Raw genomic sequence first — 24,228 nt, forward strand, 5'->3', positions numbered from 1 at the left:
GTATTGCCTTTTCTTTTATAAATTGACATCAAATTAAAATTAATGAATATCACCCAAGCTATTACATCGGCCTTTAAACGCTTTATGCCATCTCCCTTCACTATCGCGGTGTTACTAACATTGTTGACAATGATGTTGGCTTTTTTCTTTACACCGGATGTAGAGGGTAACAAGATGCTATTCATTTTATCAGAATGGGAGAAAGGGATATGGAATACTGATTTACTCGTATTTGGGTACCAAATGATGTTAATACTGGTACTTGGCCATATTCTTGTATTGAGCAAGCCAATGAACAAGGTGATTCTGGCAATCACAACCTTAGTAACAAACGGTAAAAGTGCCGTAGTGATGGTTTGTATTACTACTATGCTGGTGGCTTTTTTTAATTGGGGATTAGGGTTGATTTTTGGGGCGATATTAGCTAGAAAAGTAGCAGAGTATGCGCAGCAAAATAACATCCCAATTAACTATCCACTATTGGGGGCTGCGGGTTATTCTGGTTTAATGGTGTGGCACGGGGGTATATCAGGTTCTGCACCGCTTAAGGTTGCTGAAAAAGGCCATCTTAAGGGATTTATTAATACCATTGAAGACAAAGACATCGCAGGAATGATTCCTGAACTTATAAGTACGGATCAAACAATTTTTAGTTGGTGGAATTTGTTGATCTTCGGCGCTGTTTTAATTATCGTGCCACTGGTTCTTAGGGTTGTTTCAGAAAAAACAACAGCGACACCACTTCAATTAAACCCATACAATTTTGATACTACTAATGCAAAAGCAGATGGGGCAGAGAAATTAGACAGTTCAAAGTACTTGGCTTGGTTTTTCGGAATATTGATATTATTAGCATTTTCATATCAATACAGCAAAAGCCTGACGGAATTTACCATTACTCCCAATATGCTTAACTTTTTTATGTTTGGTTTAGCTATTGTGTTGCACGGTAGTTTTACAAATTTCTTGAAAGCACTAAATGAGGCAATTCAAGGTACTTCAGGTATTCTTATTCAGTTTCCATTATATTTCGGGATTATGGGAATTATGAAAAGCACCGGAATGGTTTCAGGCATATCTGACTTTTTCGTTAGTATTGCTACAGAAGACACCTTGCCAATAGTAAGCTTTTTTAGCGCTGGACTGGTAAATATTTTTGTGCCAAGCGGAGGTGGACAGTGGGCCATTCAGGGACCCATTGTTGTAGAGTCGGCACTGAGTTTGAATGTTCCATTACCAAAAGCAATAATGGCATTGGCCTATGGCGATCAGATTACGAATATGTTGCAACCTTTTTGGGCACTTCCGTTATTGGGAATTACCAAATTGAAAGCAAAAGAAATTCTTCCTTATACGCTAATACTAATGCTTGTAGGTGGTACTATCTATCTGCTGGGCTTATTGCTCTTATAATCAAAAAGCTCCCCGAAAAATCGGAGAGCGATATATTGATTTAATGATCTTCAAAACTAACTCAAAAGCAATGATGAAAAGAAAGAGAATACGAAGATCATTTTCAAATGTGGGGAAAATTCTCTAAAAATCAAAGATTTATCGGGTTTGATTATGTTAAAACAACGGTTAGCTTATTAATATGGTAATCATCTATATTAAAAAGAGATAATTTCTTATCTTTCTTTTAATTGCTATTTTTAAGAATATATGTTTTATCTGACGAATAAGTTGGAGTTTCCTCCAGTGACAACTTCTTCAGCAGAAGGGGTCGTTGCTATCGGAGGGGACCTTAGTGTAGAAAGGCTGTTACTCGCCTATAAAAATGGGATTTTTCCTTGGTCAGAAAATGACGATTTTTTGTTGTGGTGGAGCCCAGACCCACGTATGGTACTGTATCCTGATTCTTTAAAAATCTCGAAGAGTTTGCAAAAAAAAATGAGAACGCATTCTTTTGAGATTACCCATAATGAAGCATTTGGGGAAGTTATTAGAAAATGTGCCGATGCCAAACGTAAGGGTCAAGACGGTTCTTGGATAACCGAAGGAATGATTGAAGCTTATGAAACGTTACACCAAATGGGCATTGCTGAATCAGTTGAGGTTTGGCTAGAAGGAGAAATGGTCGGAGGGCTATATGGTGTTAGTATGAAAAAAGTTTTTAGTGGTGAGAGTATGTTTCATTCGGTAAGTGATGCTTCCAAAATTGCGTTTGTACACCTCGTTGAAAAATGTAAAAAAGAACAGAAAGAGTTAATAGACTGTCAAGTTTATACTGATCATTTAAAAAGTTTAGGCGCAGAAGAAATTCCGCGTGCTAAGTTTTTAACCTATTTAAAATAACCAAACTATGCTTACACTAACTGATTTTCAAGAGTGTACTACCCGTGAAATGCTGGCACAGCGATTAGAAGAGAAAGGAGAGATTAAAATACTCAAAAACTTGAAGTCTAATCTTGCCTATGAAGAAGAACTAAAACGCCTACAAGCGGAGCTAGTTTCATTGCAACAATGGGTAGCAGCAAATAAAAAAAGGGTATGTATAATTTTTGAGGGAAGAGATGCGGCAGGAAAAGGGGGAGCAATAAGAAGGTTTAAAGAACATTTAAATCCAAGATCGATGCGCGTGGTAGCTTTGAACAAGCCTACAGATACAGAAAAGGGGCAATGGTATTTTCGCAGGTATATGAAAGAACTGCCAAACCCGGGAGAGATAGTTTTCTTTGATAGAAGTTGGTATAATCGTGCGGTAGTTGAGCCTGTAATGGGTTTTTGCACTACAGATCAATATCACACGTTTTTGTCTCAGGTACCCGAGTTCGAGCATATGTTGCATGAAGATGGTTTGATCTTAATAAAATTTTGGTTTTCCATTTCTAAGGATGAACAAGAGAAACGATTTCAAAGCCGACTTGAAAATCCTTTAAAACGATGGAAATTTAGCCCTGTAGATCAAGAAGGGCAAAAAAAATGGGATGATTACACCTATTATAAAGAACAAATGTTTAGCAACACGCATACCACATTTAGTCCATGGATTGTTGTTAAAACAAATAATAAAAAGAAAGCCCGGTTGGAGAGTATGCGCTATGTGCTGTCACAGTTTGAATATGATGGAAAAGGAAACTCAGGAGCTACATTGTTTTGTGACCCCAACATTGTTAGCCGTTATTATAGAAGATTAAACCATATAGATTAAGCCGTTTATGAGTGCGTTATCAGATATAGAAAAATTAAACACCAAACGGGGTTTACGACAGTTATTTTCTAACGATGAGCTTAGTATCGGAAAAACCTTGCGTAATGTAAATTACGAGCTCCGGTTAGAAAAACTACAGGAAGAATTAATCAAACTACAGCAATGGGTAACAACCAATAACAAAAAGGTTGTAGTCTTGTTTGAAGGTCGAGATGCCGCGGGTAAAGGTGGTGCCATAAGAAGGATTACTGAGCATATCAATCCACGAGAATTTAGGGTAGTTGCCTTACCAAAACCTACTGAAGAAGAAAAGGGGCAGTGGTATTTTCAACGCTACGTAAATCAACTGCCAAAAGAAGGAGAAATCGTATTTTTCGATAGAAGTTGGTACAATCGAGCTGTAGTCGAACCTGTTAACGGTTTTTGTACGGAAGAAGAGTATCAAATTTTTATGGGGCAGATCAATCCTTTTGAGAAGATGATTATTGAGTCTGGCACTATATTGATAAAGTTTTATTTCTCTATTTCAAAAGATGAACAGGCAAAGCGTTTTGAAGATATTCAACAAGATCCATTAAAAAAATGGAAGTATAGTGATGTCGATGCTAAGGCGCAAGAACTATGGGATGTATATACTGAGTATAAAAAACGAATGTTTAAAAAGACTGATACTAAAATCGCTCCATGGATTATCATCAAAGCAAATAAGAAAGGGAAAGCAAGACTAGAAGTAATAGAAAAGCTGTTAAATATTATTCCGTACACTCCAAAAAATGAGGCTTTGTTAAATCCTCAGGAAATTGTAATTACGACCACGGAAGAAGCCCGAAATGAACCTAATATCATTTAAGGAAAAAACTTCTCACAATTTTTGCACCTCTTTATATCTAAAGCAACCCACTTCATGGTCGTTAACCATACCTATTGCCTGCATAAATGCATATATGACTGTGCTACCTACAAACTTAAAGCCTCTTTTTTTTAGGCCTTTACTAATGGTGTCTGATAATTCGGTTTTAGCGGGTGCATCTTTGTAGTGTTTTAAGTTATTTTGAATGGGTTTATGATCTACAAAACCCCATATATATTTAGAAAAACTACCATACTCTTCCTGCACTTTCAAAAAAGCTTGTGCATTAGAAATAGTCGCCCGTATTTTTAGCTTGTTACGAATAATTCCAGCATTGCTCATCAATTCTTCATACTTGCCCTCATCATATCGTGCGATCTTCTTATAATCAAAAAAATCGAGGGCTTTTCTAAAGTTTTCGCGTTTTCTTAAAATGGTAATCCAACTTAAACCTGCCTGAAAAGTTTCTAAAATTAGGAATTCAAACAACTGGTCATCATCATAAACAGGTACTCCCCATTCAAGATCGTGATACGCTTCATAAAGGTCGTCTCCAACACACCAACCGCAGCGATGTTTTTCCATTGTAAGGTTTTTATAAAAATCACACTAAGGTAATAAATGTCACTTTTTATGAAAGATGCATTTAATAGATTTGAAAAATATGGAAACAATTATACAATCACCCTTAACAAAAGCATTAGAAAAAGCTATTAGCTACAATGCATATAGAGAATTAGTTACCAATCTGGTTGCTGAAGGTAAATCGACCGGACCAGAACAGACGGAGGCCTTATTAAATTACAGTACGTTAAATGATAGGCGTATGAAAAGGTTGGCAAAGACTATTAAACTAAGTGAAGAAACAAAGCAAAAGGTTACCAACTTTAAGGGGAATCTTACTTGGTTAGTACTTACTGAAAGCTGGTGTGGCGATGCTGCGCAAACAATGCCCGCGATGGATAAGTTGGCAGCGTTAACAGAAAAAATCGATTTAAAAGTAGTACTTCGTGATGAGAACCTTGATCTTATGGATCAGTACCTTACCAATGGAGGGCGCTCTATTCCTAAACTTATAGCCATTGATAATAATACCGAAAAAGTAGTTGGTACTTGGGGGCCACGGCCGACCAATGCCACCAAAATGGTAAACGATTTTAAGGATGTTAATGGTGCTTTAACTCCAGAATTTAAACAAGATTTGCAAGTTTGGTACAATAAGGATAAAGGTCAGGATACGATTAAGGACCTACTTGAATTATTGAAATAATTTTCTAGCTTTTTGGTTGAAAAACGTAGGTGATTGTACCAATCTGCTGGGCTTTGTTGCTATTGTTGAATTTGGCCTTTTGAGCATACCTAAGGGCGTTATCAACTAAACAACCATTGTTAGTAGAAGATGCTCTTTGGTTATGAGAAGCGTCAATGACATCACCAAATTTGTTCACAGTAATATTAATAACCACTTTACCACCTGATATGCAAGTGTAGGTTGGGTTTGGAATACGATACACAGGTTCTCTATCGATTAATGAAAAAGATACGGTACTGTTGCGGCTTGTGGTAAAGTTTTGTGCAAGATCTTTTTTACTATCATCTCCGTTTGATGATTTCTTTTCTTCTTCTTTTTCGGCTAAGCTTTTTTCGTTACCTGCAATAGCAGAATTCAAATCGCCTTCCGAGGCTTCTGCTTCTTCAGCTTCACGCTGTGCTGCTGCTTCTGCACGTAGCTCTTCTAAACTTTTTGTTTCTTGAAACTCCTTAATAAACTTTTGGTTTTCATTAATAGCGTCATGACTTTCAATTTTCTTGAAATCTTGTTGCTTTAATTCTTCAATCTGTTTTTCAAGCTCTTCTAGGGTTTCTTCATCTGCAACCGGAAGTTCAATAAAAGTTTCAGCCATGGTAGTCGGTTCACCTGTAAGACTGAGGTTAAATACCAACATTAAAAGATTCATGGCGATTAATACGGTAATGATGGAGGCCTTATGCTTTCTATTGAGTTGCATTATTTAAAAATAACATATTTTTTCTTGGTTTAGTATATACGGTATTTACCTATAAAACGATTTCGAAGAAATATACCCTACTTAATTAAATAAAAAGATGCGGTATTACCGCATCTCTAAGGTTCATCAATAAGTCAGGTATTGGTAACGAATCAAAAACTGACATATTATGTCAAAACCTTATGTATTTAGGTCTAAGACCATTTGAATATTGCTACGTTCATAGGGAGAGGGGATGCCTGTGATTTTTTTAAAACCCAATTTTCTATATAAAGTGATAGCAGGGGTAAGAATGGTATTACTCTCTAAATATATGTTCTTTGCTCCTTTACTTTTTGCGATTTTAACAACCTCCTTACCTAAAATCCAACCAATACCTAGACCTTGCGCTTTTGGTGATACCGCCATTTTAGCTAATTCATATTGATATTCTTCATTGTCTGTTTTGATTAAGGCACAAGTACCAACTACTTCGTCATTATGCAGGGCCATTATAATATCACCACCCCGGTTAATAATGTATTCTTGTGCATTATCTAAAGAGTTATGATCAGCATCTTCCATGATGAAGTATTTATCAATCCATTCTTGATTAAGCCTTTTAAAATGAACGTGATATTTATCTTCAAATGGTACTATTGTTACGTTAGCAGCCTCTCTTTTTTTGCGCTCGTCAAAGACTCGTTGCAACAGTGATTTTTGCTCTAGTAAATATTCAAATTCTTCTAGAGCCTGCCATAATTGATGAGTGGAGTGAGCTGTGATCTTCTCGATTGCACTTCCGACATCCTCATATGTATATTCAAGTTTTTGTTGTAGCGCAAGCCCTTTTTTACTTAATGTGATTAGGTTTTTACGGCCATCTGTTTTGTCCTTATGTTCTTCTACTAAACCGGCTTTTAGCAGTTCTTTTACGATGCCACTAACAGACGGGTGTGATTGCCCTATTTGATGCGCGATGATAGTAATAGGTAAGGCTGTTTCTTGCGATATAGTAAAGAATACCGGAAACCATTTAGGTTTCATATCGGTATCGTATGATTTAAATACTTTAGCAGATTGGTCGGTTAAATATTCACTTAATAAACGCAGGCGAGTGCCGATAGCCATTTTGCCCGTCTTGGTATAAAATTCTTTCATTATGACGCAATTTACGTAAGTGCTTACGTAAATTTAAAACAAATTAGTAGTTTAAACAAATTGTTTTGCAGATTACTCGTATTGTTTTGCAAAATCATTGGGAGAAATGCCATTTTCTACAACATAACTTCCGATTTTAGTGCGTCTAAGTGAAGACAAGTAGGCCCCTGATCCTAACACCTTACCGAAATCATGAGCTAAAGAGCGTATATAGGTACCTTTACTACAAACTACTCTAAATGTCACTTCCATCTCATTAATGGAAGTAATTTCGAATTCGTGAATGGTAACTTTTCTTGTAGGTATTTCTACTGATTCGCCTTTTCTAGCATGTTCGTAAAGACGTTTGCCATCTTTTTTAATGGCTGAAAAGATAGGAGGTTGTTGATCTACTTCACCAATGAACTGAGCTGTTTTTTGTTTAATAAGATCATCACTAATATGATCGGTAGTAAAGGTTGCATCAATTTCAGTTTCCAAATCGTAACTTGGTCTAGTTGCGCCCAACTGAAACGTTCCGGTGTATTCTTTTACTTGTCCTTGAAGATCAGGAATTCGTTTTGTGAATTTCCCCGTACAAACAATCAGTAATCCGGTTGCAAGAGGGTCTAAGGTACCAGCATGACCTACCTTTATTTTTTTTAAACCAAGCTTTTTCTTTAAGGTCCACTTAATCTTGTTAACGGCTTGAAATGAAGACCATTCAAGAGGCTTATCAATTAATAATATTTGTCCGTTTTGGTAGTCATCCGCAGTTAGTCGCATAAAACAATATTAAGAAAAGTACGAATAGATAATGGCAGCCGCGCCAACCAAAAGGCAGTATATAGCAAAATAACTTAGCTTGCTTTTCTTTACTAAACTAATCATCCATGTACATGCTATTAAACCGGCAACAAATGCTGCAATAAAACCTGCTGAAAGCGGAATTAACTGATCACTTTCTAAAGTTATTTTACCTTCAAATAGCGTTTTAGCAATGCTCCCAAAAATTAATGGAACTACCATTAAAAATGAAAACTTCGCAGCTCGTGTTTTATCAATCCCCAATAAAACGGAAGTCGAAATGGTGGCTCCTGATCTCGATATCCCCGGTAGCATTGCAATTGCTTGAGAAAGTCCTATAATAAAGGCATTTGGGTAGCTTACACTTTTCTGGGTGTCCTTAGCACGATCTGCCAAAAATAGTAATAAGGCGGTCACTAATAACATAAAACCAACAAGTTGAAGGTTTTCACCAAAAAGAGCTTCTAATTGTTCTTCAAAAAACAAGCCTAAAAATACTGCGGGTACCATCGAAAGAATGATTTTTAACGAAAATTGCGTTTCCTCATTCCATTTAAACTGCAACAACCCCCGAAGTATTTCAAACACTTCCTTTCTAAAAATGACCAAAGTGCTAAGGGCTGTTGCAAAATGCATGACTACTGTAAACAGCAAGCTCTCCTCCGGTACAGATTCATCTCCTAAAATGGCTTTCCCTAATTCTAAATGCCCACTTGATGAAACAGGCAAAAACTCAGTAAGCCCTTGAATAATACCTAAAATAATAGCATCGATAATTTCCATTCAGAAAAAAGATGTTTGAATTTTTGTTGGGTTAAAAGTACGCGATATATCTGGTTTGAAAGCGTTTAATTATTTCTTCTTTGGCGAAGTTAAAATCGCGTAAATCTCTATCGCAAAACCAATAAGTACCAAAGTAGGTGCTACACGAATACGTCTTGTACTATAAATCTCTGGGTTGAAGACATTGGGATCATCACTAGCGCCACCAGCCATTAGAATAAAACCCAAGGCAATACAAGCTAACCCAATAAACATGAAAATGTAATTTCTTTTTCCAAAGACAAATTCTTTGGTGGGTTCTTGTTCAGACTTTTTAGTCGTTTTTTTACTCATTGATCTTCAATTTCATTAAAGATGACGGCACCATCAACCGTTAATTTCGAGATATGCGGGTGCATCTTGTTTGTGGTTAAAGGGGTCCATCTTTTAATGCTGTGCAAAATAACCCTTTTATTTAAAACAGTATTGTTAAGACTGTCTAAATAAAGACCAAGTTCCATTCCTCTATTAATATAAAAAGGGCGCTCTATTTTTTCTAGCTTAAAATAAATATCGTTTCCACTTCCTGGATATATGTTGGTTACAAGGCCTTCGACTTTCATAACATCATCTGAGGTTACATTTTTTATGGGTCGAAAGGTAATCCAAAAAAGTACCAGAAAAATAACGAATAACGTTATCGAAAAAGTCCAGAAAAAGTACTTCATTAGCTATATAACTGGTCGGTTCGAAGATTGAGAAAACGCTGGGTTGCAAAAAAGGTGCTGACCCAAGTAATGATAATTCCCATAAGTAAAATGCCCACAAATAAACCAACAATTAATAAAGTGTCGTTTAACAAGTTAAGCTCTAAGAAACTTTTATTTAGGTAGTATAATACCATAGCAACACCAGCTATCGCTAGAAAAGCTCCTATGATGCCAAGCTTGATGCTATTCCAAATAAAGGGCTTCCTTATAAAACCTTTGGTAGCTCCTACCATTTGCATGGTCTTAATGATAAATCGTTTTGAATATACCGATAGTCTGATCGAACTATTTATTAGTAATACGGCAATAAATGTAAATACCCCACTAATTACTAAAACCCAAAAGCTAATACGTTTTACATTATCATTTAGTAATGCAATAAGGGGTTTGTCATACACTACTTCATCTACAAAACTTTTTGAGCTAATGTCTGTTGTAATTTCTTCTAAAGCCTCCGGTGATACGAAATCGGCTTTTAAAAATACGTCCATACTGTTTTGTAACGGATTGTATCCTAGGTAGCTTAAAAAATCCTCGCCAATTTTTTTGCTTTGTTCCTCAGCTGCCTGCTCTTTTGAGATATAGGTTACAGACTTAGTATAATCTGCAATTGATAATCGTTTTTGCAGTCGGTTTACTTCGATCTCTTTCGCATTGTCTTTTAAATAAACTGATAGGGCAATCTTTTCTTTAAAATGATCGGCCACTTTTTTGGTATTGAGTACCAACAATCCTAATAACCCCAATAAAAAAAGTACCAGTGATATACTGATGATTACTGAGAAATAAGAGGATATTAAGCGTCGTTTTTGATATTTATCGTACGATGAACTCATGAAATCTTGTTGTCAACACAAATCTAACTAACAAAAGCAAATGAATAGTATCTTGCTTTGTATAAATAACCACATATTATGAACATTGTTGTATACGGAGTTGGTGGAGTGGGCGGATTTTTTGGCGGTAAGTTAGCGAAGGCTGGTTACGATGTTACCTTTATTGCAAGAGGAAAACATCTAGAGGCGATAAAAAAGAATGGTCTTTATGTTAAAAGCATAGAAGGAGACTTTTCAATATCGAATGTGAATGCAACTGAAGACCTTCAAGAAATAAAACAAGCCGATGTTATTTTTCTGGCAGTAAAGTCATGGCAAGTAGAAGATATTGGTATTCAGCTAAAACCATTATTAAAAAAGGGAGCCGTGGTAATACCACTTCAAAACGGAGCAGATAATGCCGATAAATTATTAAGGTCGCTAACACCTAATCAGGTCTTGGCTGGCCTATGCAGAATAATAAGTAAGATTGAATCACCAGGGGTGATTAATCATTTTGCATTTCACCCTCAAGTTATTTTTGGAGAGCTGGACAATGAAAAAACCGACCGTGTTTTAAAAATTAAATCCCTATTCGATCAAGCAGAAATTGACTGTATTGTTCCTGATAATATTCAAATGGCTATCTGGACTAAGTTTTTATTCATCACAACTATTAGCGGCATTGGGGCATTAACTCGGTCGGAAATTGGACCGATGCGTGAAGATGATTATTTGAGAGATATGATGCTTCAAACGGCGAATGAAATTTTGCAAATTGCTAATGCAAAAGGCATTAACATCAATCAAGAAACTATTACGAGAACTTTTGTGGCGATCGACAAGCAGGCATATCACTCCACCGCTTCTATGCAACGAGATATAATGGAAGGCAAACCATCAGAATTAGAAAATTTCAATGGCTACATTGTAAAAGAGGGAAAGAACATGGGAATCCCAACACCAGTTAATTCATTTATTTATTACTGTCTGTTACCAATGGAGATAAAGGCGAGAAGTGTCTCTTAGTACACTTTATAGCGGCAGTTTTTGTTTTTGGCATAGTGCTTGTTTAACCACTGCCAAATAAATAAACAAAAACTTAAGATGAAAAAACAAGTACTAATTTTAGTAATGTTCTTGCTTGCTTTTGGGATAAAAGCACAAGACAAAAAGTTCGATTTTGGAATAAAAGCAGGGGTTAATTTTGCAGACATACAGGGAGCGGATCAGTATGATGCACAAGCTGGTTTACTAATTGGAGTAACAGCAGAACTTGGTATTTCTGATAAGTTTTCTGTTCAGCCTGAATTGTTGTACTCTGAGCAAGGCGGAAAAGTGGGTGATGAGGTCGATTTACAATTAAATTACATCGCTGTTCCGGTGTTAGCGAAGTATTATGTAGCTAAAGGATTTGCTGTTGAAATAGGGCCTCAAGTTTCTTTTTTGGTAAAAGATGAATTTGAGTTTGGCGATGGTACGACCATGGATCCTGTGGCTGAAAATATGGATGTATCAGCAGCTTTGGGCTTTGGTTATAAAACAAACTCTGGTATTTTTACTCAGGTTAGGTACGTAGCTGGGCTCACTACGATAGATGAAAATCCGGATGTGAAAAATGCGGTCTTTCAACTGTCTGTCGGCTATCAATTTTAAAAAAACGAACAACTAAAAAAAGCGAAGCATTGTCTTCGCTTTTTTATGCGTTAATGTCATTGAAACCGCTTATTTTTGCAGGCTGATACACAATAGAATTACCGTGCAATATCACTTTAATACGATCGAGGCCAAGTGGCAACAATATTGGGCAGAAAATGGGACTTTTCATGCCGACAATAATTCAGATAAACCTAAGTATTATGTCTTAGATATGTTTCCATATCCTTCGGGAGCTGGACTGCATGTGGGGCACCCACTGGGGTATATCGCCAGTGATATTTATGCCCGTTACAAAAGGCATAAAGGTTTTAATGTATTGCACCCACAGGGTTATGATAGTTTTGGTTTACCGGCTGAGCAGTATGCCATCCAAACCGGACAGCACCCTGCTATCACCACCGAAACAAATATCAAACGCTATCGCGAACAGCTAGATAAAATTGGATTTTCGTTTGATTGGAGTCGTGAAGTTCGAACTTCAAATCCGGAATATTATAAATGGACACAGTGGATATTTATTCAGCTTTTTAACTCCTGGTATGATAATGATCAGGATAAGGCAAGAGCTATTGAAGAGCTTACTTCAATATTTGAAAAAGAAGGAAATGTAAGTGTAAATGCTGCATGTGATGAAGATATTGTGGTGTTCTCAGCTGATGTATGGAATGCCTATTCTGACGATGAAAAGCAACGGATTCTTCTAAAATATAGATTGACATATTTAGCGGAGACCGAGGTGAATTGGTGCCCTGCATTGGGTACCGTGCTGGCAAATGATGAGATTGTCAATGGCGTTTCAGAGCGAGGAGGCCATCCAGTTGTGCGTAAAAAAATGACTCAGTGGAGCATGCGTATTTCAGCGTATGCGCAACGTTTGTTGGACGGGTTAAGCAAAATAGACTGGCCGCAACCCCTTAAAGATTCTCAAACCAATTGGATTGGACGATCGGAAGGTGCAAGTGTTTCATTCAACATAAAAAATCATGAAAGTCAAATAGCAGTTTTTACTACCAGACCCGATACCATTTTTGGTGTGTCGTTTATGACCTTAGCTCCGGAACATGAGCTAGTGTCAAAAATAACAACACCAGAACAAAAAGAAGCCGTTGACGCCTATGTAGAAGCTACAGCAAAGCGAAGTGAGCGTGAACGTATGGCCGATGTGAAAACCATAAGTGGGGTATTTACAGGAGCCTATGCTGAACATCCTTTTTCTAAAAAACTAATTCCAATTTGGATTGGGGATTATGTGTTGGCGGGTTATGGTACAGGAGCCGTAATGGCAGTACCATGTGGTGACCAACGTGATTATGATTTTGCTAAGTATTTTGGGATCGATATTCCCAACATTTTTAAAGACGTTGATATTTCTGAAGAAGCATTTGCAGATAAAGACAATACTGTTATCGCTAATTCTGATTTTCTAGATGGCTTGTCATATAAAGACGCTGTTAGAAAAGCAATTGATGAATTAGAAAAAATCGGCCAAGGCAAAGGGAAGATTAACTATCGATTGCGGGATGCTGTTTTTTCACGCCAGCGCTATTGGGGAGAGCCGTTTCCGGTGTATTATAAAGATGGCTTGCCACAAATGATTGAGGCAAAACATTTACCCATTGAATTGCCGCAAGTGGAAAAATACTTACCAACCGAAACAGGAGAACCACCTTTAGGAAATGCTACCGAGTGGGCTTGGGATACCAAAGAAAATAAGGTTGTAAGTAATGACCTAATCGACAATAAAACGGTCTTTGCCTTAGAACTCAACACCATGCCAGGTTGGGCAGGAAGCTCATATTACTTCAATCGCTATATGGATCCGCATAATGATGAGGCTTTTGTTAGCAAAGAGGCGGTTGATTATTGGAAGGAAGTCGATCTATATATTGGTGGTAGCGAACACGCTACAGGGCACTTATTATATTCCCGTTTCTGGCAAAAATTCCTATTTGACCGCGGGTATTTACCTGTTGATGAATATGCGAAGAAGTTGATCAACCAAGGAATGATAACTGGCAGTAGTGCGTTCATATATAGACTAGCTGTGAATTATGAAAAATCTTTTTTACAGGAATTTGATCAAAACGATGTTGAGATTAAAAGGAAACCTTATTCAAATACATTAAGGCTGCCGTATCTCTTTTCACTTAATTTTAAAAATTCTATTGAAACAGGAGGTATATCTCCAGCTTTAAAACTGAAAATTTGTAACGAGATTGAAGCTAGTCTTATTCATTCAGATGAAGTTGTTTATTCACAGTTAAACAATAACATGAAACCTCAAATAAAAAAAATCTATTTTGACGCTATTCATGTAGACATATCATTAGTAGATTCATCTAATAAGTTAGATATTTCCTCATTTTTATCAAATAATCCTGGCTATAGTAATTTTCTTTTTTTTCCAGATGGCGGGGAAACCTTCAAAGGTAATTCTTTTATTTCATCACTACCAGGGGATATAATTGTGGGACGTGAAGTCGAAAAAATGTCCAAGTCCAAATACAATGTCGTCAACCCAGATGATATTTGCGAGCGCTACGGTGCCGATACCTTGCGTATGTACGAAATGTTTTTAGGTCCGTTAGAGCAAGCGAAACCTTGGAATACGGCCGGTATAACCGGAGTACATTCGTTCCTTAAAAAAATGTGGAAGTTATATACAGATGATAATGGCGTAAAAGTGAATGATTCCGAACCTTCGAAAGAGAGTTTAAAAACACTGCATAAAACCATTAAAAAGGTGGAAGAAGATATTGAGAACTTTTCGTTCAATACCTCAGTTTCCACTTTTATGATTGCGGTGAATAAATTAACGTCTCAAAAGTGTCAGTCTAAGGCAGTGTTAGAGCCTTTATGTATATTAATATCGCCCTATGCGCCTCATATCGCAGAAGAGCTCTGGTCGCTTCTAGGGAATGGTGAGAGCGTTTCGACGGCTTCTTTTCCTGAGTTTGATGAAAAGCACTTGGTAGAAGATAGTAAAACCTATCCTATTTCATTTAATGGTAAAATGCGCTTTACGATGGATCTTTCTTTGGATTTGAGTAAGGAAGATATTGAAGCTGCAGTAATGGCCCATGAAAAAACACAAGAGCAACTGCAAGGACGTACACCCAAGAAGGTAATTGTAGTACCGGGAAAGATCGTTAACATAGTTGGGTAAGATCTTTTTATAACTGAAAGAAAAAAACCTCTTCTTTTCTGAAGAGGTTTTCTTACGCTTAATTTGAATTAGCCATAAAATTGTCAAACTCTATATTTGATAGGGTAAAATTAGCAAAATAAACACAAAATTGATAATATACCCTTAATAAAATAGGGTCTATGCTATTATATTTATTATTTTGTCGATTTGACCCCCTATTTTGTCGAGTATGTTTAAAAATAAACATATAAAAATTCATATTCGTTACTTCATTGAATGATGTCAAAAAAAATAGGTATGAAAATAGGAATCCCAAAAGAAATTAAGAACAATGAGAGCCGTGTAGGTATGACACCAGCTGGTGTTTTTGAGCTCACCAAAAGAGGCCACGAGGTTTTTGTGCAGACTACTGCCGGACTAGGTAGTGGCTTTTCCGACGCTATTTATGAATCTGTAGGGGCTAAAATACTTCCTACCATAAATGCAGTCTATCAGGTTGCTGATATGATAGTGAAAGTTAAGGAACCTATAGAAGAGGAGTACCCTTTGATTAAAGAAGGGCAAATACTATTTACCTATTTCCACTTTGCCAGTAGTGAGCAACTAACCTTAGCGATGCTTCATGCGAAAGCAATTTGTATAGCTTATGAGACTGTAGAAGATGAAGATGGAAGTCTTCCTTTATTAATTCCAATGTCCGAAGTGGCTGGTAGAATGGCCATACAACAAGGAGCAAAATATTTAGAGAAACCAATAAAGGGACGCGGAGTTTTACTTGGTGGTGTGCCCGGTGTTCCTCCTGGAAAAGTATTGGTACTAGGGGCAGGTACAGTAGGTATTCAAGCTGCAAAAATGGCTGCTGGTCTAGGTGCGCATGTTACTATAATGGATATAAATATGAAGCGCTTGCGTTATGTAAATGATGTAATGCCAAGTCATGTAGTAACTGAGTTTTCAAATGAATTTAATATTCGAAAGCATATTAAAACTCATGACTTAATTATTGGAGGTGTGCTGATTCCCGGTGCTAAAGCGCCAAGTTTGATAACAAAAGAGATGTTAAAAGAGATGAGACCAGGCACTGTTATTGTTGACGTTGCTGTTGATCAAGGAGGTTGCATTGAAACCACAAGGCCTACAACTCATGAAGAACCCATATATATCATTGATGATGTAGTACATTACTGTGTAGCTAATATGCCAGGTGCTGTACCTCATACTTCTACCTTGGCACTTACCAACGTAACGTTGCCATATGTTCTTCAACTGTCGGATAATGGTTGGAGGAAGGCTTGTGAAGCTAATCGAGGACTAGCCAAAGGGTTAAATATTGTTGAAGGCGAAGTTCTTTATAAAGAGATAGCCGATGCCTTTACTTTTGATACCGCTATATATAATTAGGAAATTAGATTTATTAAGAGGTAGGGTATTTCGTTTTTAGGTTGTTATATATACACAATCCCAAATTGTAAAACTGAACAACATGAAAAAGTTATTAATCTACTGCTCGCTAGTCACTACACTTATTCTTATTGCAATAGGCTAAAAATTGACTAAAAAAATTAAAATAAAACCTCGCTATCTAGCGGGGTTTTTGTGTGTAATAAATTACATGTAATAAATTGGATGTCAATTGGTTAATTGTGAAAATATTCATACTTTAGGTAGGGTTTTTTAGAACATTGTTGTTATATAAGTAACCCCAAACTTTTTAATCATGAGACGTACAAAACAAATTAAAAGAGGATTAATATATTTCGCAATTGCATTAGTATTAAGTCTTGCAAATATTGCCCTAGAGTCATCTGACACTGAAATAGAAAATACAGAAATCCAATTAGCCATAGTTTCAATAAACAAATAATGCAGTCAACTTTTATTATGTTTATTTATTAGCTTAGGATTATTAAAATGACAGTTATGATGCCAAATTTTAGAGGGTATTTAGTAATTTAATAAAGTGTAAAAATATTTTTGAAAGACCTTGCTCAAAAGCAAGGTCTTTTTATTTTTAAAAACATCGTAAATTATTGATAATCAAATCAATATAATGTAAAAATTATTCTTGAAAAGGTAGGGTTTTCGGTTATTAAACTGTTTTATATACGAACATATTAATGACCAAAATGAAAACTAAATTTCCCCTTGCCCTTCCAATCTTAATCCTTGCTTTTTTCTTATTACAATCGTGTTCTAAAGATGAATCGGTTGATTTAGCAGAAGAGAATTTAATGACTATTGATAATTTTATTCCTGTAGGAAAGATCAGCGGAGATGATTTTACGCCTGAGAATGGTTTTGCCCTGATTAATGGAAATGACCAACTGATTATCGTATTATCAGAAGTTGAGTTTTCGTGTAGTGACCTTAATCTGACCAACGAATCACATATTACGATCAAATCGAAAAATGAAACCGGAGATGTAGATGGTGCTGAAGTGATATTATGGGAAAACCTTGCTAACGGAACGGTAATACAAAATACCACAGTTACTATCGATAGTATTGATGATGAACATGTACAGGGTACGTTAAGTCATGAGATTGATACTGATAACTTTATAGAAGGAAAGTTTAGAGTGCAAAACTGTCAAAACTGACAAATTTGCACGAAAATGACACCAAATTAAAACCTCGCTACATTGGCGGGGTTTTTGCTTTTTAATAAGTATCTTTAAATAAAAACTAAAGGCATTATGATGTATTATATATTAGTAGGTGCGATTGCTTTAATCAGCATGTTAGTGAGTAATCGCCTAAAATCGAAATTTAAACACTACTCAAAGGTTCATTTACGAAATGGCATGAGTGGTGCTGAAATAGCAGAGAAAATGTTGGCTGACCACGGAATTACAGATGTGAAGGTGATTTCTACACCTGGCCAATTAACTGATCATTATAACCCTAGAAATAAGACCGTAAATTTAAGTGATGTTGTTTACAGTCAGCGGAATGCTGCGGCGGCAGCTGTAGCTGCTCATGAGGTAGGTCATGCCGTACAACATGCTCAAGCTTATGGTTGGTTGACGATGCGATCACAATTAGTACCTGTGGTTGGTGTGGCGTCGAAGTTTTCAATGTTCGCTATTATGGGCGGAATCATATTAATGAGTGCCGCTAGTGTTGGAATTGGTAAAATGGTATTGCTGATAGGATTAGGAATGTTTGCAATGGGGACCCTTTTTAGTTTTATTACGCTGCCTGTGGAATATGATGCTAGTAATCGAGCACTAGCTTGGCTAGAACGAAAAAACATGGTGAGTCGTGAAGAGTTGGCAGGAGCAAAAGACTCCCTTAAATGGGCCGCTCGCACTTATGTGGTAGCTGCGCTAGGGTCTTTGGCTACGCTAGTATATTTAGCTCTTAGCTTTTTAGGAAGCGATTAAGACCCACTATAGGATAATTTTAAAACCACCAACATATCAATATGTTGGTGGTTTTTTATTACAATTATGTTATTCATTAGAATAGTAAAGGACTAATATTAATCGATTCTATTTGTAGCACCTAAAAGTATTTTATGCTGTTTACTGTAGACTGTTTGTTGAATATTACACCTTAATCTGCCGTTCAATTTGTTGGTTTAAGCTAATAAAGGTCTCTGTCCGCTGTACTCCTTTTATCGTCTGAATTTCTTTGTTCAATAAATTCATTAAGTGTTCATTGTCCCTACACAGTATTTTAATAAAAATGGACCAGTTTCCGGTAGTGTAATGACATTCTAGCACCTCGGGAATCTGTTTTAACTGCCGGACTGCATCGGGGTTGCTCATCGCTTTATCTAAAAAAATACCAATAAAAGCCATGGTGTTGTATCCTAATGCCTTTGGATTGATGATGAATTTTGAGCCGGAAATTAATCCTGAGGATTCTAGCTTTCTTAAGCGTTGATGTATTGCTGCACCCGAAATCCCTATCTGTCTAGCGATTTCTAAAATGGGTTTACGGGCATCATCCATTAAAAAACGAAGGATCTTTTTATCGATACCGTCTATTTGAATAATTTCATTTTTTAGCTTCATTTACAACAGAATTGAAAGTAAATGTAGCTAAAAGCTCTTAAAGTGAAATACTAGTGCTTACTTATTTTGAGGATTGTAACCTATATAGGGGACTTGTTTTTCATGAAAAATGATACCATAGTCTTGTAGCGCTTTTAGAATAGGATTGTAAACTTCCTTGTGAATAGGAATTTGTACACCAGGAGTTTTAATGGTCCCATTCAGAATATGAACTGCCGCCATTGCTACCGGCAAGCCTACAGTTTTGGCCATCGCCGTATAAGGCTTCTTTTCGCCAATAACGACAAGATTGGAATCAATTTGTTTTTTCTTGCCGTTAAGCTCATATCCAAACTTATGATACATTACGATCATGTCCTTGTCCTCTGGTTCAAGAGTCCAACTATCCATCAGTATTTTTTGCAGCATTTGAGCAGGAGTGGCATTGCTTAGACCGATTTTTTTATCAGGATTAAAAAGGTCTAGCTCTTCAAGTTTCAACCAAAAAATATCATCCTGATCTATTTTTAACAAATGTCTTAGCTTTAACTCAACGCTATCTGTAAGGCTGTACGGTAAAAAGGAGTTGACGAAATCACGATAACTCATATCTTCGCTACCTTCCATAATATAAGTGTCATCGGTCATACCTAACTGAACAAAAATATTCCAAGCTTTACTAAAGCCTACTCTTCTCATGGTGCCTCGATATAAGGTAAGTATATCATCAAGGCCGTACACACTTCTATATTTTAAAGAATCTCGGTTGGCGTAGGCTTCGAAGCGTCCGTATCCTTCAATCTCTAAAAATTCCGTACGTCTGAAAACTTTGTGATATGGGATATACTTATAGCTTCCTTCCTGAATAAACTTTGCAGCACCTCCATGTCCGGCTAAAACCACATTTCTGGGATTCCAAGTAAATTTGTAGTTCCATAAGTTGTTGTCGCTTTCGGGCGCAACAAGTCCGCCTGCAAATGACTCAAACAGCAGTAATTTTGCTCCTCCGTCTCGAATACGATCAATAATTTGCATTGCGCTCATGTGATCAATACCCGGATCGAGACCAATCTCATTCATAAATACCAGATTGTGTTGTTTTGCATCATCATCTAGCGCTAGCATTTCGTTACTTACATAGGAGGCAGTAACCATATGTTTTTTATAAGTAATACAGTCTTTAGCAACTTCTATGTGAAAACGTGCAGGCAGCATACTAATTACTATGTCACAATCTTTTATTGCCTTTTGTCTTCTCTCATCATTAAAAACATCAAGCTCGATAGCAGTTGAATTTGAGTGCCGTTTAGTAAGCTTCTGAGCGTTTCTCAAATTCACATCTGCGATGGTAATATGAAGCTGTTCTGTTTCAGATTTGTTTAAAAGGTATTGAATTAAAGAGGAAGCTGATCTCCCAGCGCCAATTACCAGAATTTTTCTCATAGCTTTGTGGTGACAATAGTATGTTATATATGTAACACAAATATACCTAAATGTTATATTTTATATATGTTTAAAATGGATAAGGTTGAAAAAAAGCTGGCAACTACAGCCGCAGTTTTTGGTTTAATTGCCGTATTAATTGGCGCGTTTGGAGCCCACGGATTAAAACAGCTAATTGATGTGGATCAGTTGCAAACATTTGAAACTGGCGTAAAGTATCAAATGTATCACGCGTTATTTCTTCTAGTTATTGCAAATCTTAGATCAATAAGTTTTCGAACCAAAAGTACTATTTGGGTGTTGGTAACTATTGGGCTTATTCTGTTTTCGGGATCAATTTATGGCCTTGCAACTAACGACCTTACCTCATTTGATTTTAAGTCTATAGCATTAATAACTCCGTTAGGAGGCACTTTATTAATAAGTGGTTGGGTAGTTTTATTCGTTAATGTGCTCAAAATAAAGACGAAATAATAACACTTAAAGGACTGTACTGCCTAAATAATTTATAGTTTTGCCTTTTCGTTTAAAGAAACAAAACATAACAACACAACACACAAATTCATGGCTTCAAACACCGAATTAACGAAATCGATTTCGTTAAAAAAGTATGGAATCAAAACAGAGCGGGTTAATTACCAACTAAGTCCAGCCGAGTTGCATGATAGCGCAATAGAAAAAGCACAAGGCGTCGAGGTAGATTCAGGGGCGTTAGCTGTTAATACAGGCAAGTTCACTGGAAGATCACCATTAGATCGTTTTATAGTTAAAGATGATATTACTAAAGACAGAATCTGGTGGGGTGATATTAATATTCCTTTCGAAAGTGACGATTTCGACCTCTTATATAACAAGGTTGTAGATTATCTGGCAGATAAAGAAGTATTTGTACGAGACTGCTATGCTTGTGCAGATGATAATTACAAGCTTAATATTAGAGTGGTAAATGAATATCCTTGGTCAAACATGTTTGCTTATAATATGTTTTTGCGCCCAACGGAAGAAGAGTTGAAAACTTTTGAGGAAGAGTGGCTGGTTGTAAATGCTCCAGGTTTCTTAGCCAATCCTGCCATCGATAAAACGAGACAAGCGAATTTTGCTATTCTTGATTTTGCAAGAAAAATAGCATTGATCGGTGGCACGGGATATACAGGAGAGATTAAAAAGGGAATTTTTTCCGCACTTAATTTTATACTACCTGTATTTAAAAATACCTTGCCAATGCATTGTTCGGCAAACGTTGGAGAAGGTGGAGATACAGCTATTTTCTTCGGCTTGTCAGGAACTGGAAAAACAACCTTATCTGCAGACCCCAATCGCAAACTGATAGGAGATGACGAGCATGGCTGGACGAACGAGAATACCGTATTTAATTTTGAAGGCGGATGTTATGCTAAGGTGATAGATTTATCAGCAGAAAAAGAACCAGAAATTTATCAAGCGATAAAGCATGGTGCAATTTTAGAAAATGTAATTATTGATGATAAAGGCGCGGTAGATTTTGCTGACACAAGCATTACGCAAAATACAAGAGTAAGCTATCCTATTTATCACATTGAAAATATTCAAAAACCGTCTATTGGTAACAATCCTAAAAATATTTTCTTCTTAACAGCTGATGCTTTTGGTGTGTTGCCTCCAATTTCTAAGCTAACGCCTAGTCAGGCTGCATATCATTTTATATCAGGCTACACAGCAAAAGTTGCAGGTACAGAAGCGGGTGTTAAAGAACCGATCCCATCATTCTCGGCTTGTTTTGGAGCACCATTCATGCCACTTCACCCAACCGAATACGCTGAGATGTTAAGCAGAAAAATGAAAGAAGCGGGGGTCAATGTATGGTTAGTAAATACTGGTTGGACAGGCGGCCCCTACGGAGTTGGAACGCGAATTAAACTGAAGTATACACGAGCAATGATTAATGCCGTGCTAAATGGTGATTTAGGATTATATAATTATGATGACTACCATATTCATTCGGTTTTTGGTGTAGCACAACCACGATCTTGCCCTGGGGTACCTACCGAAGTACTGAGCCCAAGAGCGACATGGAATGATGATGATGCGTATTATAAAAAGGCCTTTACCTTATCGAATGCTTTTCGGGAAAATTTCAAGCAGTTTGAGTCCTATGCGAATGAAGAGATTCGAAGAGGAGGCCCCCAACGATATGCTTTTTAAATCTAACATAAGTTCAACAAAAAATCCCTGAGTTTAATTTTCAGGGATTTTTTATATGTAAGCAATTTAATTGCTCTATATGTTACTTTTTATTGGCCTGAGAAATATATTTTTCTAGTGCCATTGTCATTGATGGCGTCTCTGGTGTCGGAGCTTGAATATCGATACGTAAGCCTTTGTTGTTAGCTTCCTTTACTGTGGTATTTCCAAATACAGCTATACGCGTATCATTTTGTTCAAAATCAGGGAAATTTTCAAAAAGTGATTGAATACCAGAAGGACTAAAAAACACTAAAATGTCATAGTATACATTTCTTAAATCTGATAAATCACTAATTACTGTTTTGTATAAAGTAGCTCTTGTCCAAGCTACGCTTAACTCATCAAGAATTTCAGGAACAATAGGCTTTAATTTATCAGAACTTGGCAGTAAAAAAGTTTCGTCTTTATACTTTTTAATGATAACTGACAGATCCTGAAAAGTGCGTTTGCCGACATAAATTTTACGCTTACGGTAAACTACATATTTTTGAAGGTAGTAGGCAACAGCTTCCGACTGACAGAAGTATTTCATTGTGTCTGGCACTTTAAATCGCATTTCTTCTGCGATTCTAAAAAAGTGATCAACTGCATTACGACTAGTAAGTATAATTGCAGTGAAGTTGTTCAGGTCGATTTTTTGTTGTCTTACTTCCTTTGCATCAACTCCTTCTACATGAATAAAGGGTCTAAAATCAATCTTTACTTTCTGCTTCTCAATAAGCTGTAAATAAGGAGAGTTTTCTACTTTAGGCTCTGGTTGAGAAACTAGAATGGTTTTCACTTTCATAAGCGATCTTCTGTATTAATTTGCGTTTAGGTGAATCACTTTTAACACAACTAAATAGGGTGCTATTTCAAGTGCGCAAAGATACAAAATAAAATAAAACAGATTGTCTATGATTAACTTTTGATATTTTCTGAAAATAATTAGTTGAACAGCCACATTTACCAAGATAAACAAGCTAATGACTACATATAATAACGTATTGTTGCTAAAACTAAAATAAATCAACAATACATTTATAGGAATTAAGTATAAGCAAATCAGATTTCTATAGCTTATTTTTTGAAAATTATATGCTTCAAAAAGAGTGTCCACTTCAAAGATCGCGGCAATTGTTTTTTCTAAAAAATATTTAAATGCTATGATTACCACCAAATAAGAGATTATTTTTATGAATAAATAGTCCGTGACAACTGCCGAATTAGATAGTGCGTTAAAAGAAAGGTAAACGAAAATAGCAAGGCTAATTACTTGAGCCGAAAATAGTAACAAATTGAACCAATTTAGAACCAAGCTTTTTTCCTTACCATATATAGAAATGTACTTGTTGTTGGCAAACAAAGAGGTGAAATAGGCAAAACGAGATTCAAACAATGCTTTTGCCACTACTACCAATATTAGAGCAATCACCAATAAAATAGTGAGCCAGTCGTTAGTTTCTATGTGCCTTAGTACAGCTGTATCCAT

26 protein-coding genes are annotated in these 24,228 nt (G+C 36.4%); 14 read left to right on the forward strand and 12 right to left on the reverse strand.

The window, feature by feature from the left end; all coding sequences use genetic code 11:
- The first annotated feature begins 42 nt into the window (after positions 1–42).
- The 4 genes from ABN763_RS07220 to ppk2 (ABN763_RS07235) all read left to right on the forward strand — a co-directional run bounded on the left by ABN763_RS07220 (position 43) and on the right by ppk2 (ABN763_RS07235) (position 4,001).
- Positions 43–1,413 (forward strand): short-chain fatty acid transporter, encoded by a 1,371-nt coding sequence (locus tag ABN763_RS07220; RefSeq protein ID WP_410484772.1) that lies wholly within the window; start codon positions 43–45, stop codon positions 1,411–1,413.
- 249 nt (positions 1,414–1,662) lie between these two features.
- Entirely contained in the window at positions 1,663–2,295 is a 633-nt protein-coding gene (gene aat, locus ABN763_RS07225; RefSeq protein ID WP_410484773.1) for a leucyl/phenylalanyl-tRNA--protein transferase, read from the forward strand.
- A gap of 7 nt (positions 2,296–2,302) precedes the next feature.
- The gene (gene ppk2, locus ABN763_RS07230) at positions 2,303–3,151 is read left to right on the forward strand and encodes a polyphosphate kinase 2 (RefSeq protein WP_410484774.1); all 849 of its coding nucleotides are present in this window, start codon (positions 2,303–2,305) and stop codon (positions 3,149–3,151) included.
- Positions 3,152–3,158: 7 nt separating this feature from the next.
- On the forward strand, positions 3,159–4,001 hold the full coding sequence (gene ppk2, locus ABN763_RS07235; RefSeq protein WP_410484775.1) for a polyphosphate kinase 2: 843 nt from the start codon (positions 3,159–3,161) through the stop codon (positions 3,999–4,001).
- A gap of 12 nt (positions 4,002–4,013) precedes the next feature.
- On the opposite strand, the gene ABN763_RS07240 is transcribed toward ppk2 (ABN763_RS07235), so the two are convergent.
- Positions 4,014–4,586, reverse strand: a complete 573-nt coding sequence (locus ABN763_RS07240; protein ID WP_410484776.1) for a DNA-3-methyladenine glycosylase I — start codon at positions 4,584–4,586, stop codon at positions 4,014–4,016.
- Positions 4,587–4,665: 79 nt separating this feature from the next.
- On the opposite strand from ABN763_RS07240, the gene ABN763_RS07245 reads away from it, so the two are divergent.
- Positions 4,666–5,271, forward strand: coding sequence for a thioredoxin family protein (locus tag ABN763_RS07245; protein WP_410484777.1), 606 nt, complete (start codon positions 4,666–4,668; stop codon positions 5,269–5,271).
- A 4-nt stretch (positions 5,272–5,275) separates the two neighbouring features.
- On the opposite strand, the gene ABN763_RS07250 is transcribed toward ABN763_RS07245, so the two are convergent.
- The 7 genes from ABN763_RS07250 to ABN763_RS07280 all read right to left on the reverse strand — a co-directional run bounded on the left by ABN763_RS07250 (position 5,276) and on the right by ABN763_RS07280 (position 10,304).
- Positions 5,276–6,010 carry an energy transducer TonB gene (locus ABN763_RS07250; RefSeq protein WP_410484778.1) on the reverse strand — a complete coding sequence of 245 codons (735 nt, stop codon included), beginning with the start codon at positions 6,008–6,010 and terminating at the stop codon, positions 5,276–5,278.
- A gap of 180 nt (positions 6,011–6,190) precedes the next feature.
- Entirely contained in the window at positions 6,191–7,150 is a 960-nt protein-coding gene (locus ABN763_RS07255; RefSeq protein WP_410484779.1) for a GNAT family N-acetyltransferase, read from the reverse strand.
- A 72-nt stretch (positions 7,151–7,222) separates the two neighbouring features.
- Positions 7,223–7,915, reverse strand: a complete 693-nt coding sequence (gene truB / locus ABN763_RS07260; RefSeq protein ID WP_410484780.1) for a tRNA pseudouridine(55) synthase TruB — start codon at positions 7,913–7,915, stop codon at positions 7,223–7,225.
- Positions 7,916–7,924: 9 nt separating this feature from the next.
- Positions 7,925–8,719 carry an undecaprenyl-diphosphate phosphatase gene (locus ABN763_RS07265; RefSeq protein WP_410484781.1) on the reverse strand — a complete coding sequence of 265 codons (795 nt, stop codon included), beginning with the start codon at positions 8,717–8,719 and terminating at the stop codon, positions 7,925–7,927.
- Positions 8,720–8,788: 69 nt separating this feature from the next.
- Positions 8,789–9,052, reverse strand: a complete 264-nt coding sequence (locus ABN763_RS07270) for a DUF3098 domain-containing protein (RefSeq protein WP_410484782.1) — start codon at positions 9,050–9,052, stop codon at positions 8,789–8,791.
- Complete coding sequence (locus tag ABN763_RS07275; RefSeq protein WP_410484783.1) at positions 9,049–9,426, reverse strand: hypothetical protein; 378 nt, start codon at positions 9,424–9,426, stop codon at positions 9,049–9,051. The genes ABN763_RS07270 and ABN763_RS07275 overlap by 4 nt, the downstream gene beginning before the upstream one ends.
- A complete protein-coding gene (locus ABN763_RS07280; RefSeq protein ID WP_410484784.1) occupies positions 9,426–10,304 on the reverse strand; it encodes a cell division protein FtsX in 879 nt (292 codons plus the stop codon). Before ABN763_RS07280 ends, ABN763_RS07275 begins: the two co-directional genes overlap by 1 nt.
- A gap of 78 nt (positions 10,305–10,382) precedes the next feature.
- Between ABN763_RS07280 and ABN763_RS07285 the strand changes: the two genes are divergently transcribed.
- From ABN763_RS07285 to ABN763_RS07315, 7 genes are all read left to right on the forward strand, one after another.
- The gene (locus ABN763_RS07285; protein WP_410484785.1) at positions 10,383–11,312 is read left to right on the forward strand and encodes a ketopantoate reductase family protein; all 930 of its coding nucleotides are present in this window, start codon (positions 10,383–10,385) and stop codon (positions 11,310–11,312) included.
- A 78-nt stretch (positions 11,313–11,390) separates the two neighbouring features.
- A complete protein-coding gene (locus tag ABN763_RS07290; RefSeq protein ID WP_410484786.1) occupies positions 11,391–11,939 on the forward strand; it encodes a porin family protein in 549 nt (182 codons plus the stop codon).
- A gap of 103 nt (positions 11,940–12,042) precedes the next feature.
- A complete protein-coding gene (locus ABN763_RS07295) occupies positions 12,043–15,108 on the forward strand; it encodes a leucine--tRNA ligase (protein ID WP_410484787.1) in 3,066 nt (1,021 codons plus the stop codon).
- A gap of 279 nt (positions 15,109–15,387) precedes the next feature.
- Positions 15,388–16,491, forward strand: coding sequence for an alanine dehydrogenase (gene ald / locus ABN763_RS07300; RefSeq protein ID WP_410484788.1), 1,104 nt, complete (start codon positions 15,388–15,390; stop codon positions 16,489–16,491).
- Positions 16,492–16,807: 316 nt separating this feature from the next.
- Positions 16,808–16,954 carry a hypothetical protein gene (locus tag ABN763_RS07305; RefSeq protein WP_410484789.1) on the forward strand — a complete coding sequence of 49 codons (147 nt, stop codon included), beginning with the start codon at positions 16,808–16,810 and terminating at the stop codon, positions 16,952–16,954.
- A gap of 262 nt (positions 16,955–17,216) precedes the next feature.
- On the forward strand, positions 17,217–17,690 hold the full coding sequence (locus ABN763_RS07310; RefSeq protein ID WP_410484790.1) for a hypothetical protein: 474 nt from the start codon (positions 17,217–17,219) through the stop codon (positions 17,688–17,690).
- A gap of 93 nt (positions 17,691–17,783) precedes the next feature.
- Positions 17,784–18,476, forward strand: a complete 693-nt coding sequence (locus ABN763_RS07315; RefSeq protein ID WP_410484913.1) for a zinc metallopeptidase — start codon at positions 17,784–17,786, stop codon at positions 18,474–18,476.
- A gap of 165 nt (positions 18,477–18,641) precedes the next feature.
- Here ABN763_RS07315 and ABN763_RS07320 read toward each other — a convergent pair whose 3' ends face one another.
- Both ABN763_RS07320 and ABN763_RS07325 read right to left on the reverse strand, forming a co-directional pair.
- Complete coding sequence (locus tag ABN763_RS07320; protein ID WP_410484791.1) at positions 18,642–19,112, reverse strand: Lrp/AsnC ligand binding domain-containing protein; 471 nt, start codon at positions 19,110–19,112, stop codon at positions 18,642–18,644.
- A gap of 57 nt (positions 19,113–19,169) precedes the next feature.
- Positions 19,170–20,534, reverse strand: coding sequence for a saccharopine dehydrogenase family protein (locus ABN763_RS07325; protein ID WP_410484792.1), 1,365 nt, complete (start codon positions 20,532–20,534; stop codon positions 19,170–19,172).
- Between the two features lie 75 nt (positions 20,535–20,609).
- On the opposite strand from ABN763_RS07325, the gene ABN763_RS07330 reads away from it, so the two are divergent.
- Both ABN763_RS07330 and pckA read left to right on the forward strand, forming a co-directional pair.
- Positions 20,610–21,008, forward strand: a complete 399-nt coding sequence (locus ABN763_RS07330) for a DUF423 domain-containing protein (protein ID WP_410484793.1) — start codon at positions 20,610–20,612, stop codon at positions 21,006–21,008.
- Positions 21,009–21,098: 90 nt separating this feature from the next.
- Positions 21,099–22,715 (forward strand): phosphoenolpyruvate carboxykinase (ATP), encoded by a 1,617-nt coding sequence (gene pckA, locus ABN763_RS07335; protein WP_410484794.1) that lies wholly within the window; start codon positions 21,099–21,101, stop codon positions 22,713–22,715.
- 82 nt (positions 22,716–22,797) lie between these two features.
- On the opposite strand, the gene ABN763_RS07340 is transcribed toward pckA, so the two are convergent.
- Positions 22,798–23,544, reverse strand: coding sequence for a uroporphyrinogen-III synthase (locus ABN763_RS07340; RefSeq protein ID WP_410484795.1), 747 nt, complete (start codon positions 23,542–23,544; stop codon positions 22,798–22,800).
- Between the two features lie 15 nt (positions 23,545–23,559).
- Positions 23,560–24,228 (reverse strand): DUF4271 domain-containing protein, encoded by a 669-nt coding sequence (locus ABN763_RS07345; protein ID WP_410484796.1) that lies wholly within the window; start codon positions 24,226–24,228, stop codon positions 23,560–23,562.

The sequence above is a fragment of the Spongiivirga sp. MCCC 1A20706 genome, assembly GCF_046524175.1.
Taxonomy (GTDB): Bacteria; Bacteroidota; Bacteroidia; order Flavobacteriales; family Flavobacteriaceae; genus Spongiivirga.

What these genes read in the sequence shown, in the direction of transcription:
- ABN763_RS07330 (WP_410484793.1), top strand. Translation starts at nt 20,610, where the DNA reads ATGGATAAGGTTGAAAAAAAGCTGGCAACTACAGCCGCAGTTTTTGGT.
- aat (WP_410484773.1), top strand. Translation starts at nt 1,663, where the DNA reads ATGTTTTATCTGACGAATAAGTTGGAGTTTCCTCCAGTGACAACTTCT.
- ABN763_RS07270 (WP_410484782.1), bottom strand. Translation starts at nt 9,052, where the DNA reads ATGAGTAAAAAAACGACTAAAAAGTCTGAACAAGAACCCACCAAAGAA.
- ABN763_RS07280 (WP_410484784.1), bottom strand. Translation starts at nt 10,304, where the DNA reads ATGAGTTCATCGTACGATAAATATCAAAAACGACGCTTAATATCCTCT.
- truB (WP_410484780.1), bottom strand. Translation starts at nt 7,915, where the DNA reads ATGCGACTAACTGCGGATGACTACCAAAACGGACAAATATTATTAATT.
- ABN763_RS07320 (WP_410484791.1), bottom strand. Translation starts at nt 19,112, where the DNA reads ATGAAGCTAAAAAATGAAATTATTCAAATAGACGGTATCGATAAAAAG.
- ABN763_RS07245 (WP_410484777.1), top strand. Translation starts at nt 4,666, where the DNA reads ATGGAAACAATTATACAATCACCCTTAACAAAAGCATTAGAAAAAGCT.
- ABN763_RS07310 (WP_410484790.1), top strand. Translation starts at nt 17,217, where the DNA reads ATGAAAACTAAATTTCCCCTTGCCCTTCCAATCTTAATCCTTGCTTTT.
- ABN763_RS07220 (WP_410484772.1), top strand. Translation starts at nt 43, where the DNA reads ATGAATATCACCCAAGCTATTACATCGGCCTTTAAACGCTTTATGCCA.
- ppk2 (WP_410484774.1), top strand. Translation starts at nt 2,303, where the DNA reads ATGCTTACACTAACTGATTTTCAAGAGTGTACTACCCGTGAAATGCTG.
- ABN763_RS07255 (WP_410484779.1), bottom strand. Translation starts at nt 7,150, where the DNA reads ATGAAAGAATTTTATACCAAGACGGGCAAAATGGCTATCGGCACTCGC.
- ppk2 (WP_410484775.1), top strand. Translation starts at nt 3,159, where the DNA reads ATGAGTGCGTTATCAGATATAGAAAAATTAAACACCAAACGGGGTTTA.
- ABN763_RS07290 (WP_410484786.1), top strand. Translation starts at nt 11,391, where the DNA reads ATGAAAAAACAAGTACTAATTTTAGTAATGTTCTTGCTTGCTTTTGGG.
- ABN763_RS07240 (WP_410484776.1), bottom strand. Translation starts at nt 4,586, where the DNA reads ATGGAAAAACATCGCTGCGGTTGGTGTGTTGGAGACGACCTTTATGAA.
- ABN763_RS07340 (WP_410484795.1), bottom strand. Translation starts at nt 23,544, where the DNA reads ATGAAAGTGAAAACCATTCTAGTTTCTCAACCAGAGCCTAAAGTAGAA.
- ald (WP_410484788.1), top strand. Translation starts at nt 15,388, where the DNA reads ATGAAAATAGGAATCCCAAAAGAAATTAAGAACAATGAGAGCCGTGTA.
- ABN763_RS07275 (WP_410484783.1), bottom strand. Translation starts at nt 9,426, where the DNA reads ATGAAGTACTTTTTCTGGACTTTTTCGATAACGTTATTCGTTATTTTT.
- pckA (WP_410484794.1), top strand. Translation starts at nt 21,099, where the DNA reads ATGGCTTCAAACACCGAATTAACGAAATCGATTTCGTTAAAAAAGTAT.
- ABN763_RS07265 (WP_410484781.1), bottom strand. Translation starts at nt 8,719, where the DNA reads ATGGAAATTATCGATGCTATTATTTTAGGTATTATTCAAGGGCTTACT.
- ABN763_RS07325 (WP_410484792.1), bottom strand. Translation starts at nt 20,534, where the DNA reads ATGAGAAAAATTCTGGTAATTGGCGCTGGGAGATCAGCTTCCTCTTTA.
- ABN763_RS07285 (WP_410484785.1), top strand. Translation starts at nt 10,383, where the DNA reads ATGAACATTGTTGTATACGGAGTTGGTGGAGTGGGCGGATTTTTTGGC.
- ABN763_RS07250 (WP_410484778.1), bottom strand. Translation starts at nt 6,010, where the DNA reads ATGCAACTCAATAGAAAGCATAAGGCCTCCATCATTACCGTATTAATC.
- ABN763_RS07345 (WP_410484796.1), bottom strand. Translation starts at nt 24,228, where the DNA reads ATGGATACAGCTGTACTAAGGCACATAGAAACTAACGACTGGCTCACT.
- ABN763_RS07305 (WP_410484789.1), top strand. Translation starts at nt 16,808, where the DNA reads ATGAGACGTACAAAACAAATTAAAAGAGGATTAATATATTTCGCAATT.